Origin of the sequence: Gordonia neofelifaecis NRRL B-59395, assembly GCF_000192435.1 — a bacterium.
In the GTDB taxonomy this organism is placed as follows: Bacteria; Actinomycetota; Actinomycetes; order Mycobacteriales; family Mycobacteriaceae; genus Gordonia; species Gordonia neofelifaecis.
The window spans coordinates 151,816-166,046 of record NZ_AEUD01000008.1 but is presented as its reverse complement, the minus strand read 5'-3'; the positions used below and the strand labels follow the sequence as shown (position 1 = coordinate 166,046).

At 67.1% G+C, this 14,231-nt stretch carries 16 protein-coding genes and 1 tRNA gene; 10 read left to right on the top strand and 7 right to left on the bottom strand.

Annotated features, from left to right (window positions below):
- Window positions 1-17 precede the first annotated feature (17 nt).
- The 5 genes from SCNU_RS11095 (at window position 18) to SCNU_RS11075 (ending at window position 3,354) form a co-directional block, all read left to right on the top strand.
- A complete protein-coding gene (locus tag SCNU_RS11095) occupies window positions 18-680 on the top strand; it encodes a hypothetical protein (protein WP_009679464.1) in 663 nt (220 codons plus the stop codon).
- Between the two features lie 76 nt (window positions 681-756).
- Window positions 757-1,188 carry an Ohr family peroxiredoxin gene (locus SCNU_RS11090; protein WP_009679463.1) on the top strand — a complete coding sequence of 144 codons (432 nt, stop codon included), beginning with the start codon at window positions 757-759 and terminating at the stop codon, window positions 1,186-1,188.
- 33 nt (window positions 1,189-1,221) lie between these two features.
- Window positions 1,222-1,680: a hypothetical protein gene (locus SCNU_RS11085; protein WP_009679462.1), complete on the top strand. Its 459-nt coding sequence runs from the start codon at window positions 1,222-1,224 to the stop codon at window positions 1,678-1,680.
- A 190-nt stretch (window positions 1,681-1,870) separates the two neighbouring features.
- The gene (locus SCNU_RS11080) at window positions 1,871-3,226 is read left to right on the top strand and encodes a DUF2252 domain-containing protein (RefSeq protein ID WP_009679461.1); all 1,356 of its coding nucleotides are present in this window, start codon (window positions 1,871-1,873) and stop codon (window positions 3,224-3,226) included.
- A gap of 54 nt (window positions 3,227-3,280) precedes the next feature.
- Window positions 3,281-3,354, top strand: a tRNA-Pro gene (locus SCNU_RS11075).
- 371 nt (window positions 3,355-3,725) lie between these two features.
- Here the strand turns inward: SCNU_RS11075 and SCNU_RS11070 are convergent.
- The 3 genes from SCNU_RS11070 to SCNU_RS11060 are packed head-to-tail and all read right to left on the bottom strand — an operon-like array spanning window position 3,726 to window position 7,810.
- Window positions 3,726-4,313, bottom strand: a complete 588-nt coding sequence (locus SCNU_RS11070) for a sugar O-acetyltransferase (protein ID WP_040518239.1) — start codon at window positions 4,311-4,313, stop codon at window positions 3,726-3,728.
- 32 nt (window positions 4,314-4,345) lie between these two features.
- Window positions 4,346-5,341: a metallophosphoesterase gene (locus SCNU_RS11065; protein ID WP_009679459.1), complete on the bottom strand. Its 996-nt coding sequence runs from the start codon at window positions 5,339-5,341 to the stop codon at window positions 4,346-4,348.
- 45 nt (window positions 5,342-5,386) lie between these two features.
- A complete protein-coding gene (locus SCNU_RS11060) occupies window positions 5,387-7,810 on the bottom strand; it encodes a penicillin-binding protein (RefSeq protein ID WP_050792815.1) in 2,424 nt (807 codons plus the stop codon).
- 278 nt (window positions 7,811-8,088) lie between these two features.
- On the opposite strand from SCNU_RS11060, the gene SCNU_RS11055 reads away from it, so the two are divergent.
- Window positions 8,089-8,418, top strand: a complete 330-nt coding sequence (locus SCNU_RS11055; protein ID WP_040518222.1) for a WhiB family transcriptional regulator — start codon at window positions 8,089-8,091, stop codon at window positions 8,416-8,418.
- Between the two features lie 54 nt (window positions 8,419-8,472).
- On the opposite strand, the gene bagB is transcribed toward SCNU_RS11055, so the two are convergent.
- Entirely contained in the window at window positions 8,473-9,579 is a 1,107-nt protein-coding gene (bagB, locus tag SCNU_RS11050; RefSeq protein ID WP_009679456.1) for an ArsA family ATPase, read from the bottom strand.
- Window positions 9,579-10,562 (bottom strand): ATPase BagA, encoded by a 984-nt coding sequence (bagA, locus tag SCNU_RS11045; protein ID WP_050792814.1) that lies wholly within the window; start codon window positions 10,560-10,562, stop codon window positions 9,579-9,581. Before bagA ends, bagB begins: the two co-directional genes overlap by 1 nt.
- A gap of 92 nt (window positions 10,563-10,654) precedes the next feature.
- Here bagA and SCNU_RS20340 point away from each other — a divergent pair, with 92 nt between their 5' ends.
- Genes SCNU_RS20340 through SCNU_RS11030 form a run of 4 tightly spaced genes read left to right on the top strand, consistent with a single transcriptional unit; the run spans window position 10,655 to window position 12,791 of the window.
- Window positions 10,655-10,819, top strand: a complete 165-nt coding sequence (locus SCNU_RS20340; protein WP_009679454.1) for a Sp36 family protein — start codon at window positions 10,655-10,657, stop codon at window positions 10,817-10,819.
- A 3-nt stretch (window positions 10,820-10,822) separates the two neighbouring features.
- On the top strand, window positions 10,823-11,296 hold the full coding sequence (locus SCNU_RS11040; RefSeq protein WP_009679453.1) for a RidA family protein: 474 nt from the start codon (window positions 10,823-10,825) through the stop codon (window positions 11,294-11,296).
- A gap of 4 nt (window positions 11,297-11,300) precedes the next feature.
- Window positions 11,301-11,906, top strand: coding sequence for a TetR/AcrR family transcriptional regulator (locus SCNU_RS11035; protein WP_009679452.1), 606 nt, complete (start codon window positions 11,301-11,303; stop codon window positions 11,904-11,906).
- A 48-nt stretch (window positions 11,907-11,954) separates the two neighbouring features.
- Window positions 11,955-12,791 (top strand): MBL fold metallo-hydrolase, encoded by an 837-nt coding sequence (locus SCNU_RS11030; protein WP_040518220.1) that lies wholly within the window; start codon window positions 11,955-11,957, stop codon window positions 12,789-12,791.
- 267 nt (window positions 12,792-13,058) lie between these two features.
- On the opposite strand, the gene SCNU_RS11025 is transcribed toward SCNU_RS11030, so the two are convergent.
- Together SCNU_RS11025 and SCNU_RS11020 are read right to left on the bottom strand one after the other, a co-directional pair.
- Window positions 13,059-13,733: a Crp/Fnr family transcriptional regulator gene (locus SCNU_RS11025; RefSeq protein ID WP_006897367.1), complete on the bottom strand. Its 675-nt coding sequence runs from the start codon at window positions 13,731-13,733 to the stop codon at window positions 13,059-13,061.
- 162 nt (window positions 13,734-13,895) lie between these two features.
- Entirely contained in the window at window positions 13,896-14,150 is a 255-nt protein-coding gene (locus SCNU_RS11020; RefSeq protein WP_009679450.1) for a hypothetical protein, read from the bottom strand.
- Window positions 14,151-14,231 lie beyond the last annotated feature (81 nt).

Genomic DNA, 14,231 nt, shown 5'->3' with positions numbered 1-14,231 from the left:
CTGCCATCATCGAGGGCATGAGCACTCCCGGACCGTTCGACGACCCCGACGGCGATCGGATCCCCACGCAGGCCGAACTCGACGCCGAAGATCTCGCTGAGATCGCACGCAAGTCGAAGGACAGCGATCTCACCAGCCGGTACCCGAGCCGCCCCGTCGACCCCGGGCCACCGCCCGTCGCGCTGACTCGCGACGCGCGGGTGGTCTGGGGGATCGGGGCCCTCGCCTGTGCCGCCTGGATGGTGTACGGGTTCGCGAATCTGTCGTGGCTCGAGGGTCTGATGGCGCAGCGTCTGCAGCCCGGACTGCAGACGCTGCCCGGGGTGGACCCGGAGGCGAAGGCGCTCTCGATGGCCTCCTTCTGGACACCTGCGCTGCTGATCGGCATCCCCGTGTTCACCGCGCTCGGCTACCCGCTGCTCTTCGGCATCGTCGCATCGCACAGCCGGAACCTGCGCAGCATCTACCTGTCGGTCATCACGGTGACCGTGCTCTTCACGATCGTCGGCGCCGACCTCCTGTTCCACTACGACGAGGTCTCACCGGTCCTGCGGGTGCTGGCGTGGGTGCAGTGCGGTGCGTTGATCCTGTCCGGACTGATCACCCTTCGACGGCCGGTCAACGAGTGGCTGCCGAAGTCGATGGCGATGAAGCCCTTCCGCCGACCGTCCGGCGAGTAGCTTGGAAAGGCGGGTGCGCGAATCGTGAGAGACGGTCCGCCCCGCCATCGAGCTGACAGAACCTAAGGAGAACGCAATGACCGTGTCCCCCGTGTACCACGTCTCGTCGACCTCTACCGGCGGCGGCCGCGACAGCGAGGTGGTGTCCGAGTCGGGCCGGATCGATCTGGTGCTCGCGCCGCCCGTGGAGATGGGCGGCAACGGCGACGGCAGCAACCCCGAGGAGCTCTTCTCCGCGGGATACGCCGCCTGCTTCATGGGGGCGCTCCGGCACGTCGCCAAGACCAAGGGCGCGACGCTGACCGATGAGACGGCGGTCAAGGTGACTGTCGGGATCGGCGGCGACGATGCCGACGGCGGCTTCGGACTCACCGCGGACATCGATGTCTACCTGCCGGGACTGGAGACCGCGGAGGCCGCCGAGCTCGCGCAGGCAGCCCACGGTTTCTGCCCGTACTCGAAGGCCACGCGCGGCAATATTGCGAGCACTGTCACATCGCGCGTGTGATTCGCGGCACGAGGCCCGGTACGGTGAACTCTCGTGAACAACTGGGCTATCGTCGCCGCGGCCGGAGTGCTGGCGGCCACCATCGCGACCATCGCATACGTTCGATACCGACAGAATGAGACCGTAGCGCTCAAGCGGGACACCGATCTCGCCGTGTCGTTGCGGGAGCTGGCGGGGGCCGACGCCGTCCGGCTGGCGGCTGTGGACGAGTTCGAGACCGCGGTCTACGAGCGACTGTTCTACACCCGGGCGATCGGCCCGCGGGTTCGATCGGCCGCGTGGGCGCTCCTGGGCGCCGTGCTGTCGGCGTCGGCGGTGCTGCTGCTCGACGGCGGCGACGCCACCGTCGGCGTCGTCGCCTGGGCGGCGTCCATCGTGCTGGCGATCGGGTTCACCCTCGCCGCTGTGGTCTACGCGGTGCTCGCCGTGTACGCGGCGCTCACCACGCCGCGCGTCTCCTTCGCCGATTCGTACGCCGCCGATTCGGAGTGACGCCGGTCCGGACGTCCGTCGGGTGAGAGACGTCAATCCGTCGAGACGAATTGTGGTGAGCTTCCTGTCGCGAACGTGATTCGGGTGGAAGAATTTTCACCGAGGACCGTCTCGTGTTCTCTCCGCGTCGGACCACGGAAACACCGTTCTGTTCCCTGGTGCCTCGCGTACCAATGGAAGGGGAGCAGTCATGACGTTGTCTGTCGATCAGTTGGCGGCCGTGCCGGAGTCGGCGGACCGCCGGGATCCGATGGAGATCCTCAAGACACAGGACCGGACAAGGCTGCAGGGGCTCGTTCCGGTGCGACATCATCGGATGGCGGAGACGCCGTTCACCTTCTACCGCGGTGCCGCCGCCGTGATGGCCTCCGACCTCTCGCTGACGCCCGACAGCGGTGTCATCACCCAACTCTGCGGTGATGCGCACCTGAGCAACTTCGGCATGTTCCGTTCGCCCGAGCGGGCGATGGTGTTCGATCTCAACGACTTCGACGAGACGCATCCCGGACCGTTCGAGGGGGACGTCAAGCGGCTCGCGGCGAGCCTCATGATCGGTTCGCAGGCGAACGGATTCGACGAGGCCACCGCGCGCGGAGCCGCTCGGCAGGGGGCCAAGGCCTATCGCAAGCGCATGGTCGCGAGCGCCGGGCGCACCGCGCTCGACTGCTGGTACGCCCGTGTCGACGCCGACGAGGTGGCGGCCGACCTGGGCGATCGGTTCGACACGGCCACGTCGTCCCACACTCAGAAGGTGCTGCAGAAGGCCCGGCACCGGGACAGCGCGCAGGCGCTGGAGAAGCTCTGCTACTTCGATCTCGCGGGCGCGCACATCAAGAGCGATCCGCCGCTGCTGGTGCCGGCGAACGAGGTGACCGTCGGAATGTCGAAGGCGGAGATGAACGCCGCGTTCATCGACGGCTTCGCGCGATACCGGGAGACCCTGCCCGGTCACGTCGCCGAACTGTTCTCGCAGTACACCTTCATCGAGGCCGCACGGAAGGTCGTCGGCGTCGGCAGTGTCGGGACTCGCTGCTGGATCGCGCTCTTCGGCGGCAAGCACGCGACGGATCCGCTCTTCCTCCAGTTCAAGGAGGCGTCGGAATCAGTTCTCGCGCCCTACGTTCCGGGGCACGAGTACGGGAACCAGGGGCATCGGGTGGTGTTCGGGCAGCAACTGCTGCAGGCTTCGAGCGACATCTTTCTCGGCTGGGTTCAGGCCGTCGCCTTCGAGGGCGCCACGGACACCGACTTCTACGTCCGGCAGTTGCGCGACGGCAAGGGGTCGGTGGTCGTCGAGGCGCTGTCACCGGAGGGTATGGAGTATTACGCCAAGCTGTGCGGCGAGGTGCTGGCGCATGCGCACGCCCGTACTGCGGCACGTCACGAGATCGCTGAGTACCTGTCGGGTGTCGGCAAGGCCTTCGACGCGGCGATCGCGGACTTCTCGGTGGAGTACAGCCGGATCAACCTGAACGATCACACGCGCCTCGTCGCGGCGATCGAGGACGGGCAGTTGAGCTCCGATGCGCTCGAAACCGCGTCCTGACCTGGCGATTTAATAGTTCGGCCACCTTCGTTGTAATCTATTCCAGGTTACACACGGGGTATGGCGCAGCTTGGTAGCGCGCTTCGTTCGGGACGAAGAGGTCGTGGGTTCGAATCCCGCTACCCCGACGCTTTGGTTGAGAAGCAGTAGAGGCCCCCGGCCTGCAGAGATGCAGACCGGGGGCCTCCTCGTATCGGTGGCGCGGACTTCCGCACGCGGCCGTCGCCATTGTGCCGTTGATGGTGACCACCAGGTGGTCACGCTCAACGGCATAAGCACCCGCGAGGTGGAAGAGGGCCCCGCGGAAGGCTGGGGAACGTCGAGAGTGTCCGAACTCCCATGACGCAAAGCGGACCGTGTCTTGTTTTGTTGTCACGGTCCTGATTGACTGGAGACGTCCGCCGCTAACTAATGCAAGCGGACGCCGCCCCGTCTGGCGGTTGCTCTGGGGAGGGTAGTGAACCGGACGGGCGCGAAGAGCGGTCCGTCCCGCTCCTGTCTAAGGGGAGGGAGCCGGACGGACCGCTGCCTCGTCTCGATCGGCCTCCACCGGCAACTGACGGATCACGCGCGCCGGATTGCCTGCGGCGAAGACATGGTCGGGCAGATCGCGAGTCACCACGCTGCCCGCTCCGACGACGGTGTTGCGCCCGATCGTCACGCCGGGGCACACGATCACGCCGCCGCCGAACCACACGTTGTCGCCGATGGCGATCGGTGCGGCGGACTCCCAGCGCGACCGCCGAGCCCGATGGTCGTCCATCGGGTGCAGGGCGGTCAGCAGCTGGACCCGCGGGCCGATCGAGCAGTCGTCGCCGATGGTGATCGGCGCGCAGTCGAGCAGGATCGCGTCGTAGTTCAGGAAGCTGTTGCGGCCGATGGTGATGTGCGTGCCGTAGTCGCACTGGAATCGCGGCATCACCCAGCTGTCGTCACCGAGGCCGCCGAGCAGTTCGCGGAGGATCTCGGTCCGTTGTGCGTCCTGATCGGCCGTCGTGGCGTTGAAGCGGTCGAGGAGTCGCTGGCAGGCTCTCCGTATGCCGACGAGTTCCGGGTCGCCGTCGGCGTAGAGCTCGCCCGACAGCATCAGTTCCCGGTTGGTCGGCACGCCGTCGGCGATCAGCTGAGCTGGCTCGCGAGCTGAGGCAGGGACTGCTGGACGACGTCCTCGTCCCCGCCGTTGGAGACCGCGGTGAGCGTCAGCAACGACGCCTCCGGGCGGCAGCAGAACCGCGCGGGAGCGTACGGCGACGTCCCGAGGCCGGCACTCACGTGCAGCTTCATCGTCGAGCCCCAGTTCGACACGCCCTTGACGCGGGAGCGGTCGAGGTGGCAGTTCGTCACCAGAGCTCCGTAGCCGGGAAGGCACAGCTGCCCGCCGTGCGTGTGCCCGGCCAGGACGAGGTCGTAGCCGTCGTCGGCGAACGCGTCGAGGACCCGCGGCTCGGGGGAGTGCGTCAGACCGAGACGGAGCTGGGCGAGGGGATTCGGCCGCCCGGCGACAGACTCGTAGCGGTCACGCTCGATGTGCGGGTCGTCGACACCGGCGGCGACGACCCGCACCGCGCCCACTTCGAGTTCGCGGACCGTATGGGTGGCGTCGAGCCATCCGCGCTCGGTGAACGCCGCACGCAGGTCCTGCCACGGCAGCGGTTCGCCGTGGGTGCGCGTGTGGTTCTTCTTGAAGTACTTGAACGGATTCTTCGGCTTCGGGCCGAAGTAGTCGTTGGAGCCGAACACGAACAGTCCCGGCCGCGACAGCAGGCCGCCGAGCGACTGAACCACGGCGGGCACCGCGCTGGGATGCGCGAGATTGTCGCCGGTGTTGATCACCAGATCGGGCTCGAGTCGTTCGAGCTCGGAGATCCACGCCTGCTTGAGATGCTGATTGGGCATCATGTGGATGTCACTGATGTGCAGAACGCGCAGCGGCGACGATCCGGGCTCGAGCACCGGCAGCGTCGCATGACGCAATGCGAACGCATTGCGCTCGATCACCGTCGAGTACACCAGACCGGCCGCAGCCGCACCGGCGGCACCGACCGCCACGCGGGCGAGGGTGGAGGAATCACGCGAGGCGGGCGACGACGCGCCGAATCCGGGAACTGAAGCCATGGGCTTCAGGATACGCGTCGAGCGGCGGCCGGGACCCGCGTGCGCTCAGCCTCCGGGAACCTCGATGACCACCGGTCCGACGCCCGGAACCTGCACAGTCTTCTCCGCCGGCTTCTGGTCGCCGCCGTCCGTGCCCGCGGTCTTGCCCCGGCCGTTGCTCACGTACATCGCGATGGTGCTTCCCGGCATCGCGCTGTCGGACGGCGCGGTGAAGACCACGGTGCCCTTGGGTCTGGTGCTGTCCACTTCGAGTTCGGTGACCTTGAATCCGGCCTCCTGGAGTCGGGAGGTCGCCTGACTGGCCGGCAGACCGCTGACTTGCGGGATACGTCCGCGGTCGCTGCCCGCCACGTACTGCGGATCCGTGGGCGGCATCGTCACCGGTCCGAACTTGGTGGCGATGGGACCGATCGCCGAGAACCATGTGCGCGCCGGCTCGTAGCCGCCGTACAGATTGCCGTCGTAGCACTGGCGCAGCGGGCCGGTGCAGATGCCGGCGGGGTGCGAGCCGTCGTTGTAGGTGTACACGGCCGCGGCCATCTGATTGGTGAATCCGACGAACGCCGCCGAGCGGTGCGCCTCGGTGGTGCCGGTCTTACCCGACAGCGGCAGCTTCCAGCCGGCCGCGGATGCCGCGGCCGCCGACGTGCCGCCGCCCTTGTCGTCCTCGCTCATCGCGTTCGCCAGGGTGTTGGCCAACCCGGATTCGACGACCTGCTCGCACTTGGGCGGGTTGAACGGAACGTTGACCATCGCCCGCTGACCGTTCTGATCCAGCACGGCGTTGCCGTACTGATCGCGCTTGACCTGCTGGATCGACGCGACCGGGTTGGGCGGGCACCAGGTTCCGCCGGAGGCGAGGGTAGCGGCGACGTTCGACAGTTCGAGCGCGTTGACCGCGAACGGACCGAGGGTGAAGGAACCGAAGTTGCCCTTCTTCACGTACTCGGCGAGGCTCTCGTCGCCGACCCCGGACGTGCCCGGCTCGTTGTACGACCGAAGCCCCAGTCGCACCGCCATGTCCACGGCGGGCTTCACGCCGACCTGCTGCAGCAGTTGGACGAACGTGGTGTTCGGTGAGGTGGCGAGCGCCTGGGTCACCGAGGCCGAGCCCGGGTACGCACCGGCATTCTTGACGCAGTAGGCGTTCACCGGACAGCCGAAGGCCCCGTTGCTGTCACCCATGCCGTACACCGCCACGTTCGACGGAATCGGCAGCACGCTACCGGTTCCCAGACCCTTCTCCATCGCGGCCGCGGTGGTGAACAGCTTGAAGACCGACCCCGCGCCGTCGCCGACGAGTGAGAAGGGCTGCGGCTGAACGGTCTCGTCGCGGCTGCTGTTGAGGCCGTAGTCGCGACTGGAGGCCATGGCGAGGACGTCATGGGAGTCCTTGCCGGGTTTGATGATGCTCATCACCGTGGCGATGCCGTCGGTGTCCGGCGCGGTGTGCTGCTGCGCGGAACGGACCGCGTTGGCCTGCACCTGGGGATCGAGGGTGGTGCGGATGAGGTAGCCGCCGCGCATCACCTGGGCGCGGGGGATCCCGTTGTCCGCGAGGTACTGCAGCACATAGTCACAGAAGAAGCCGTTGTTCTTCGCCGAGATGCAGCCCTGGACAGGGGTCTTCGGAGCGGGCAGCACGCCGAGCGGCTTCTGCTTCGCCGCCTCGAGTTCGGCGCGGCGCTCGGGGAAGTTCTCGATCATCGTGTCGAGCACCGTGTTCCGGCGAGTCGTGGTGGCCTGCGGGTCGGTGTACGGATTCAAGCCGGAGCTCGACTGCACCATGCCGGCCAGCATCGCGGCCTGCTCGACGGTCAGTTCCTTGGCGGAGTGCCCGAAGTAGGTCTGTGCAGCGGCCTCCACACCGTAGGCGTTGTTGCCGAACGGGACGACGTTCAGATAGCGGGTGACGATCTGCTTCTTCGCATCCTGTTTGGCCGCGGCGTCGTCCAGGCCCTTCTCCCGCTTGGCCTGGTCGGTCAGGGTCTGCTCCAGCGTCAGCGCCATCCGGACCTCGCGCAGCTTGCGCGCGGGCGTGGTCTCCGTCGCCGCCTCGCGCTCGGCCTCGGTCCGCGCCAGCACCAGCAGCTGATAGTTCTTGATGTACTGCTGATCGAGCGTCGAGGCGCCCTGCTGCACCTCGCCCGACGACGAGTTCTTCAGCGCCGCACGGATCGTGCCCTTCCAGTCGACGCCGTCGTGCTCGAGGAATCGCCGGTCCTCGATCGAGATGATCGCGCGGATCATGTCCTGCGAGATGTCGTTGTACCCCACCTGATAGCGGTACTGGTCGTACAGCACGGCTATCGGATCCCCGTTGACATCGGTCACCGTGGTGACTTCGGGGACGGTTCCGCCCAGCAGCTCGGACGACGAATTCTCCATCGTGGCGGCCGCGCGATTCGACAGCACGCCGATTCCGGTGGCGATGGGGAAGAGCAGTCCGGCCACGAGGACGGCGGCCATCACGACGGCGACGGCCAGGCCTGCGAGGTTCGAAGTCTTGCGCACGACCGCCAGGATACGTGTGATCCCCCACTGTGCGGCGAATCGACCTGCGGCAATGTTGCCCGGATCGGCGCGGAGCGCAGAACAATAGCCGACCGACTTGCGCTGTATCGGCCTCCTCAATAGATTGGAGACGTGAGCTACCTAACAAATGAACTCGTTGGTAGGTACGAGTCACAGCAGGATCTTATGCATGCACCGCATGTCGATGGGTTTGTGAAAGGCGGGAACGCGCAATGACTCTGGCGCCCTTGTCCACCGTTGATTCAGAAGCTCGACTGGCCTGGGTCTCTCAGGCACGTTGTCGTGGAGGCGACCCGGACGATCTCTTCGTCCGCGGAGCTGCTCAGCGGAAGGCCGCAACGATCTGCAGACACTGTCCGGTTCAGCTCGAGTGCGGTGCGGACGCGCTCGACAACCGGGTCGAGTTCGGTGTCTGGGGCGGAATGACGGAGCGCCAGCGGCGTGCTCTGCTCCGCCAACATCCCGAGGTGACGTCGTGGGCGGCGTTCTTCGAAGCACAGCGCCGTCGTCAGCGGCTCGGCGCCGTCCCCGACCAGAACTGACACGAAGAGCCCGGCACCAGCCGGGCTCTTCGTCGTAGGTGGGGTCGGGGGCCGTCAGCCGCGACTGGTGATCTGCTCGGCCACGGCGCGCAGGGCCGATGCGTCGGCCACCTCGAACGGCAAGGCCGGCACGCCGACCAGCGGCACGCTCGGATGCGACGACGTGAACCGCTGAAGCAGGTGCACTTCACGCTTGGCGGTGGCGGCTCGTTCCACGTGCACTCGCAGCGCGCCGCGAGTCAGGTCGTCGTCGACCGTGGCCAGGGCGTTCTCGGCCGCGGCCGCACTCAGCGACGTCAACGTCGGGTGAGTGCGGTTGACGATCAGGCCGGTCAGCGGCATCGAGTCCTTCGACAGTCGTTCCACGAAGAACGACGCCTCGCGGAGGGCATCGGGTTCGGGTGCGGCGATCACGACGAACTCGGTCCCCGGCTGCTTCAACAGCTCGTAGGTGCGATTGGCGCGCTCCTGGAATCCGCCGAACATCGAGTCGAGGGACTGCACGAACGTGGCGACGTCGCGCAGGATATCGCCGCCGACGATGGTCGAGATGCCGCGCATGGCCATGCTCATCGCCCCGGTCAGCACCCGGCTCACACCCCGGCCGCCGCCGACGAGCATCTTCATCAGACGACCCGACAGGAACGAGCCGAGACGGGCGGGCGCGTCGAGGAAGTCGAGCGCGTTCCGCGACGGCGGCGTGTCGACGATGATCAGGTCCCAGCGGTCCTCGTCGAGGAGCCGGCTCAGCTTCTCCATCGCCATGTACTCCTGCGTGCCGGAGAACGACGAGGCCACGGTCTGGTAGAAGCTGTTGTTCATGATCGACTCGGCGCGCTCGGGCGTCGAATGCTCGATGACCATGTCGTCGAACGTGCGGCGCATGTCGAGCATCATCGCGTCGAGAGTCCCGACGCCCGCCTCACCGGCACGGTCGAGCGGGACCGGCTGCGGCTCGTTGGTCAGTTCGTTCATCCCCAACGACTGCGCCAGCCGGCGAGCCGGATCGATGGTGAGTACCGCGACCTTGCGGCCGTGCTCGGCGGCGTGCAACGCCATGGATGCCGCGGTCGTGGTCTTGCCGACACCGCCGGAACCGCAGCACACCACGACGCGGGTCTTCGGGTCGGCGAGCACCGAGCCCATCTTGAGGTCGGGCATCACGCACCAGCTTCCTTGAGCACGGCGGACAGTTCGTAGAGCGCGCCGAGGTCGACGCCGTTCTCGACCGTCGGCAGTTCCACCTGGGCGGCCTCGACGTCGTCGAGCTCGGCGCGCGCGATGTGCTGCGCCTGCAGCCGGGCCGCGTAGTCGATGGTCTCGGTGAGCAGCCCGGCGAGATCCTCCTCCGACAGCCGGATGCCGGCGTCGGCGAGGCTCTTCTCGATACGCGCCGAGTCGATGCGGCCTTCGGCGATCGCGTCGGCCTGATCCTCGGGAAGGTACGGCGGATTGGCGCGGTTGACGACGATCGCGCCGATGCGCAGGTCCTTCGCCCGCAGTTCGGCGACGGCTTCGATCGTCTCCTGCACCGGCATGGCCTCGAGCAGGGTGCAGAGGTGCACCACTGTCTCAGGGGAATGTAGGAGTGCGGCAACACCTTCGGACTGATTGCGGATCGGCCCGCTCTTCGCCAGGTCGCGCATCGCAGTCGTCACGTCGAGGAAGTTGCCGATGCGGCCGGTCGGCGGCGAGTCGACGACGATCGCGTCGTACGTGCGTGCGCCGCTCTTGTCGGCGGCGATCACGCGTTCCTTGATCTTGCCGGTCACCAGAACGTCTTTGAGGCCGGGCGCCACGGTCGTGACGAAGTCGATGGCGCCGACCTTCTTGATCGCGCGGCCCGCGAACCCCAGGTTGTAGAACATGTCGAGGTATTCGAGCAGAGCGTGCTCGATCTGCAGCGCGAGAGCCCAGACCGATCCGCCGCCGTCCATCGCGACCAGTTGGGTGTCGGTCGGCGGAAGCGGTGGGACGTCGAAGAGCTGGGCGATGGCCTGTCGCTCCTCGCATTCGACGAGCAGCACCGTCTTGCCCTCGGAGGCGAGGGTGAGCGCCAGGGCGGCGGCCACCGTCGTCTTGCCGGTGCCGCCCTTGCCGGACACGAAATGCAGACGAGCGTCGCGTGCATCGTCCGGCCACATCCCGGAGCCGTCGCTGTGAACTTCGTTGACCACGTCGATCACCTTATCGACCGTGTCTACCGAGTCCGCGTTCAACCGTTAAGGTTGGCACCATGAGTGAAGTCACCGCCTGGGAATACGTCACAGTTCCTCTCCTCACGCACGCGACCAAGCAGATCCTGGATCAGTGGGGCGCGGACGGCTGGGAACTCGTCAGCGTCCTGCCCGGTCCCACCGGTGAGCAGCACGTCGCGTACCTCAAGCGGCCGAAGGCCTGACCGATGAGCGAACAGTGGTCACAGCGTCTCGCTGAGCTCGGCATCGAACTGCCCGCCGTGGTCAAGCCGGTCGGCAGCTACACCCCGGCGCTGCGCGTCGGCGACCTCGTCTACACGTCCGGCCAGATCCCGGTCACCGATGGACAGGTCAGCATCACCGGCAAGGTGTCCGAAGGTGCCGAAGGCATCGTCACTCCCGAGCAGGCGAACGCCGCGGCGCGGCTGTGTGCGCTGAACGCGCTGGCCGCGGTCCACGCCGAGGTGGGCATCGATTCGGTGGTCCGGGTGGTCAAGGTGGTCGGATTCGTCGCCTCCGCACCGGGATTCACCGGACAGCCCGGCGTCGTCAACGGCGCGTCCGATCTCCTCGGGGAGATCTTCGGTGACGCGGGGGTGCACGCGCGCTCCGCGGTGGGTGTCGCGGAGCTGCCGCTGGGCGTCCCCGTCGAGGTGGAGATCGTCGTCCAGGTCAAGTGATCCGGTGACCACGGGAGCCCGCCGGCTGCGGACGTCAGCGCCGCCGGAGGAGCAGGAGGCGACCATCCTCGCCTGCGCTCGTCGCGAGTTCGCCGAGGTCGGAGTCCGCCGGGCCAGCATGGACGCGGTGGCCCGGGCCGCCGGAGTCTCCCGCAGCACCCTCTACCGGCGTTTCCCGAACAAGGACGCCCTGCTGGCGAAAGTCGGTGAGGTGATCGGTTTCGAGACGATCCGGCACCTCGCCGGCGCAGTCCGCGGGCTCTCCGCACGCGATGCGGTGGTCGAGGCGTTCGTCGAGTACACCCGGATCTTCGACGAGGATCCGCTGGTGCGCAGGCTCCTCGTCGAAGAACCGGACGTCGCCGAGGTGCTGGTCAGTCAGACGTCTCGCACGGCCGGAGACTTCCTCGAATCCTCGAGCGCGGCGGTCGCGAGCACCCTGCGGCGCGCCGGTGCGACTATGTCCGACGACGACCTGGCGCTGGCCGCCGAGCACTTCGTGCGTATCGCCTTCTCGCTCGCCCAGATCCGGACCCGACGTCTCGACCTCGGTGACGTACAGGCGATCCGCGACTACGCGACGAGGTTTCTGGCGCCGATGGTGTCCTGACCGGCCGATCCAGACGGCGACCGAACGTCTGCTCGGTACTGTGGGGGAATGTCTGCGAGTACGTCCGCTCCGGTCCCCGAGAATCCCGTGCACCCCGCATACGGTGTGCCGCGCGAGGTCACACCGTTCGCCTCGGTGGTGCTCTGTGACAATCCGGGATCGTTCGAACTCGACGGCACGAACACCTGGATTCTGCGGGCGCCCGGATCACCGACCGCCGTGGTGCTCGACCCCGGGCCGGCCAAGCACGGCAAGCACGTGAAGAAGGTGGCCGAGGTCGCAGGCGAGGTCGAGCTCGTCTTGATCAGCCACCGGCACCACGACCACGTCGGTGCCTGCAAGAAGATGCGCAAGCTCAGCGGCGCACCGCAGCGTGCGTACACCGACGAGTACTCCGTCGGCGCGCCGAGGCTGCGCGACCGCGAGGTGATCGAGGCGGCCGGACTCACCATCACCGTCCTCCACACTCCCGGGCACACAGCGGACTCCACGAGCTTTCTGGTCGAGTGGGAGGGGCAGCGGGCGCTCCTGAGCGGCGACACCATCCTCGGCTTCGGCACCACCGTGCTCGATCCGACCGACGGCACCCTCGCCGACTACTTCAACTCGTTGAACCGGCTGATCGTCGAGGCCTCAGACGCGGCACTGCTGCCCGCGCACGGGCCCGACCACCCCGAGCTGGGACCGATCGCCCGGTACTACAAGACGCATCGCGAGGAACGGCTCGCCCAGATCGTGGCCGCGCTCGACGACCTCGGCGTCTCGCCGGAGAAGGCCAAGCCGATGAAGGTGGTCCGGTCGGTGTACGCAGACGTCGACAAGAAGCTGTGGCCGGCGGCCAAGATGTCGGTGAAGGCGCAGCTGGAGTATCTAAGGGCGTTGTAGCGCGACGGCGCGACGGAGTCGCGGGTTGAGCCGATTCACGAGGCCGAAGGCCGAGAATCGGTCGAAACCACGTGAGGTGCGCTGGGAGTCCCGTTGCCGAGACAGATAGTGAGGTGCGCTGGGAGTCCCAGCGCACCTCACTCATCTATATCTCTGCGGCTTCCAGCGTGTCTCACCAGGTTTCGACCGACGCCTCGGCCTTCGGCCTCGGAAGTCGGCTCAACCCGCGACTCCGTCGCGAATCCGCGACTCCGTCGCGCCGTCGCGTCAGCGGGCCCGGCGCGCCAGACGCTCGGAGTCCGCGATGAGAACGCTCTTGCCCTCCAGGCGGAGCCAGCCGCGCTGGGCGAAGTCGGCGAGCGCCTTGTTGACCGTCTCGCGCGAGGCGCCGACCAGCTGGGCGATCTCTTCCTGGGTCAGGTCGTGGGTGACGCGCAGTGCGCCGCCCTCCTGCGTGCCGAAGCGCTGAGCGAGCTGCAGCAGCTGCTTGGCGACGCGACCCGGAACGTCGGTGAAGATCAGGTCCGCGAGGTTGTTGTTGGTGCGTCGCAGGCGACGCGCCAGAACGCGGAGGAGCTGCTCGGCGATCTCCGGGCGGTCCTTGATCCACTTGCGCAGCGCGTCGCGGTCCATCGTGACGGCGCGGACCTCGGTCACCGTCGTCGCCGACGACGTGCGGGGACCGGGGTCGAAGATCGACAGCTCGCCGAACATGTCCGACGGGCCCATGATCGTGAGCAGGTTCTCGCGACCGTCCGGGGAACGGCGGCCGAGCTTCACCTTGCCGGACAGGATGATGTAGAGACGGTCGCCGGGCTCGCCCTCGTGGAAGATCACATGACCGCGCGGAAACTCGACCGGCTGAAGTTCCTTCGCCAGAGCAGCGACGGCGGTGGGTTCGACACCTTGGAAAATGCCTGCCCGTGCTAGTACTTCTTCCACCTAAAGAACCTCTCTCAATTACATTTGCCGCGTCCAGTGACAAAGACTACGTGAAAAATCATAGATGTTGGATTGGTCACTGTACGTATTAGTAGACAACTACCGCGCGTCGTACGTGCAGGCGGGTGCGGTGAACATGCCTCCGGAACCCGGCGACGACCGTCAGGAGGCGCGGGTGGTCTCCGATTCGTCGGATTCGAGGGGCGGGCTGTTGCGGCGACTGCGGAGCTCGTCCAGCGCCGCAGGCAAGCCGTCCTTCGCGAGATTGCTCACCGCCGCGTCGTCGGCGGACTCGAGGAACTCCTCGACGTGTGCGGGTCCCACCGAGAGACGATCCAGGCTGTCCTGCACCTTCTCCATCGCGAGTGCGAAGAGCATCAGCACAGCGGGGAAGAGAAGTCCGGCCAGTCCTTGCATGAGAAACAGTAAACACCGGGCCCGTGGGGGTCTACCAAACCGAGAAGGCTCTCGTCACCGAGTTGTGACCTGCGGTTACGC

Coding starts and splice junctions, on each gene's coding strand:
- SCNU_RS11090 (WP_009679463.1), top strand. CDS start 757: ATGACCGTGTCCCCCGTGTACCACGTCTCGTCGACCTCTACCGGCGGC.
- SCNU_RS11020 (WP_009679450.1), bottom strand. CDS start 14,150: ATGCAAGGACTGGCCGGACTTCTCTTCCCCGCTGTGCTGATGCTCTTC.
- SCNU_RS11055 (WP_040518222.1), top strand. CDS start 8,089: ATGACTCTGGCGCCCTTGTCCACCGTTGATTCAGAAGCTCGACTGGCC.
- SCNU_RS20340 (WP_009679454.1), top strand. CDS start 10,655: ATGAGTGAAGTCACCGCCTGGGAATACGTCACAGTTCCTCTCCTCACG.
- SCNU_RS11060 (WP_050792815.1), bottom strand. CDS start 7,810: ATGGCCGCCGTCCTCGTGGCCGGACTGCTCTTCCCCATCGCCACCGGA.
- SCNU_RS11080 (WP_009679461.1), top strand. CDS start 1,871: ATGACGTTGTCTGTCGATCAGTTGGCGGCCGTGCCGGAGTCGGCGGAC.
- SCNU_RS11095 (WP_009679464.1), top strand. CDS start 18: ATGAGCACTCCCGGACCGTTCGACGACCCCGACGGCGATCGGATCCCC.
- SCNU_RS11030 (WP_040518220.1), top strand. CDS start 11,955: ATGTCTGCGAGTACGTCCGCTCCGGTCCCCGAGAATCCCGTGCACCCC.
- bagB (WP_009679456.1), bottom strand. CDS start 9,579: ATGCCCGACCTCAAGATGGGCTCGGTGCTCGCCGACCCGAAGACCCGC.
- SCNU_RS11065 (WP_009679459.1), bottom strand. CDS start 5,341: ATGGCTTCAGTTCCCGGATTCGGCGCGTCGTCGCCCGCCTCGCGTGAT.
- SCNU_RS11040 (WP_009679453.1), top strand. CDS start 10,823: ATGAGCGAACAGTGGTCACAGCGTCTCGCTGAGCTCGGCATCGAACTG.
- bagA (WP_050792814.1), bottom strand. CDS start 10,562: ATGTGGCCGGACGATGCACGCGACGCTCGTCTGCATTTCGTGTCCGGC.
- SCNU_RS11070 (WP_040518239.1), bottom strand. CDS start 4,313: ATGCTGTCGGGCGAGCTCTACGCCGACGGCGACCCGGAACTCGTCGGC.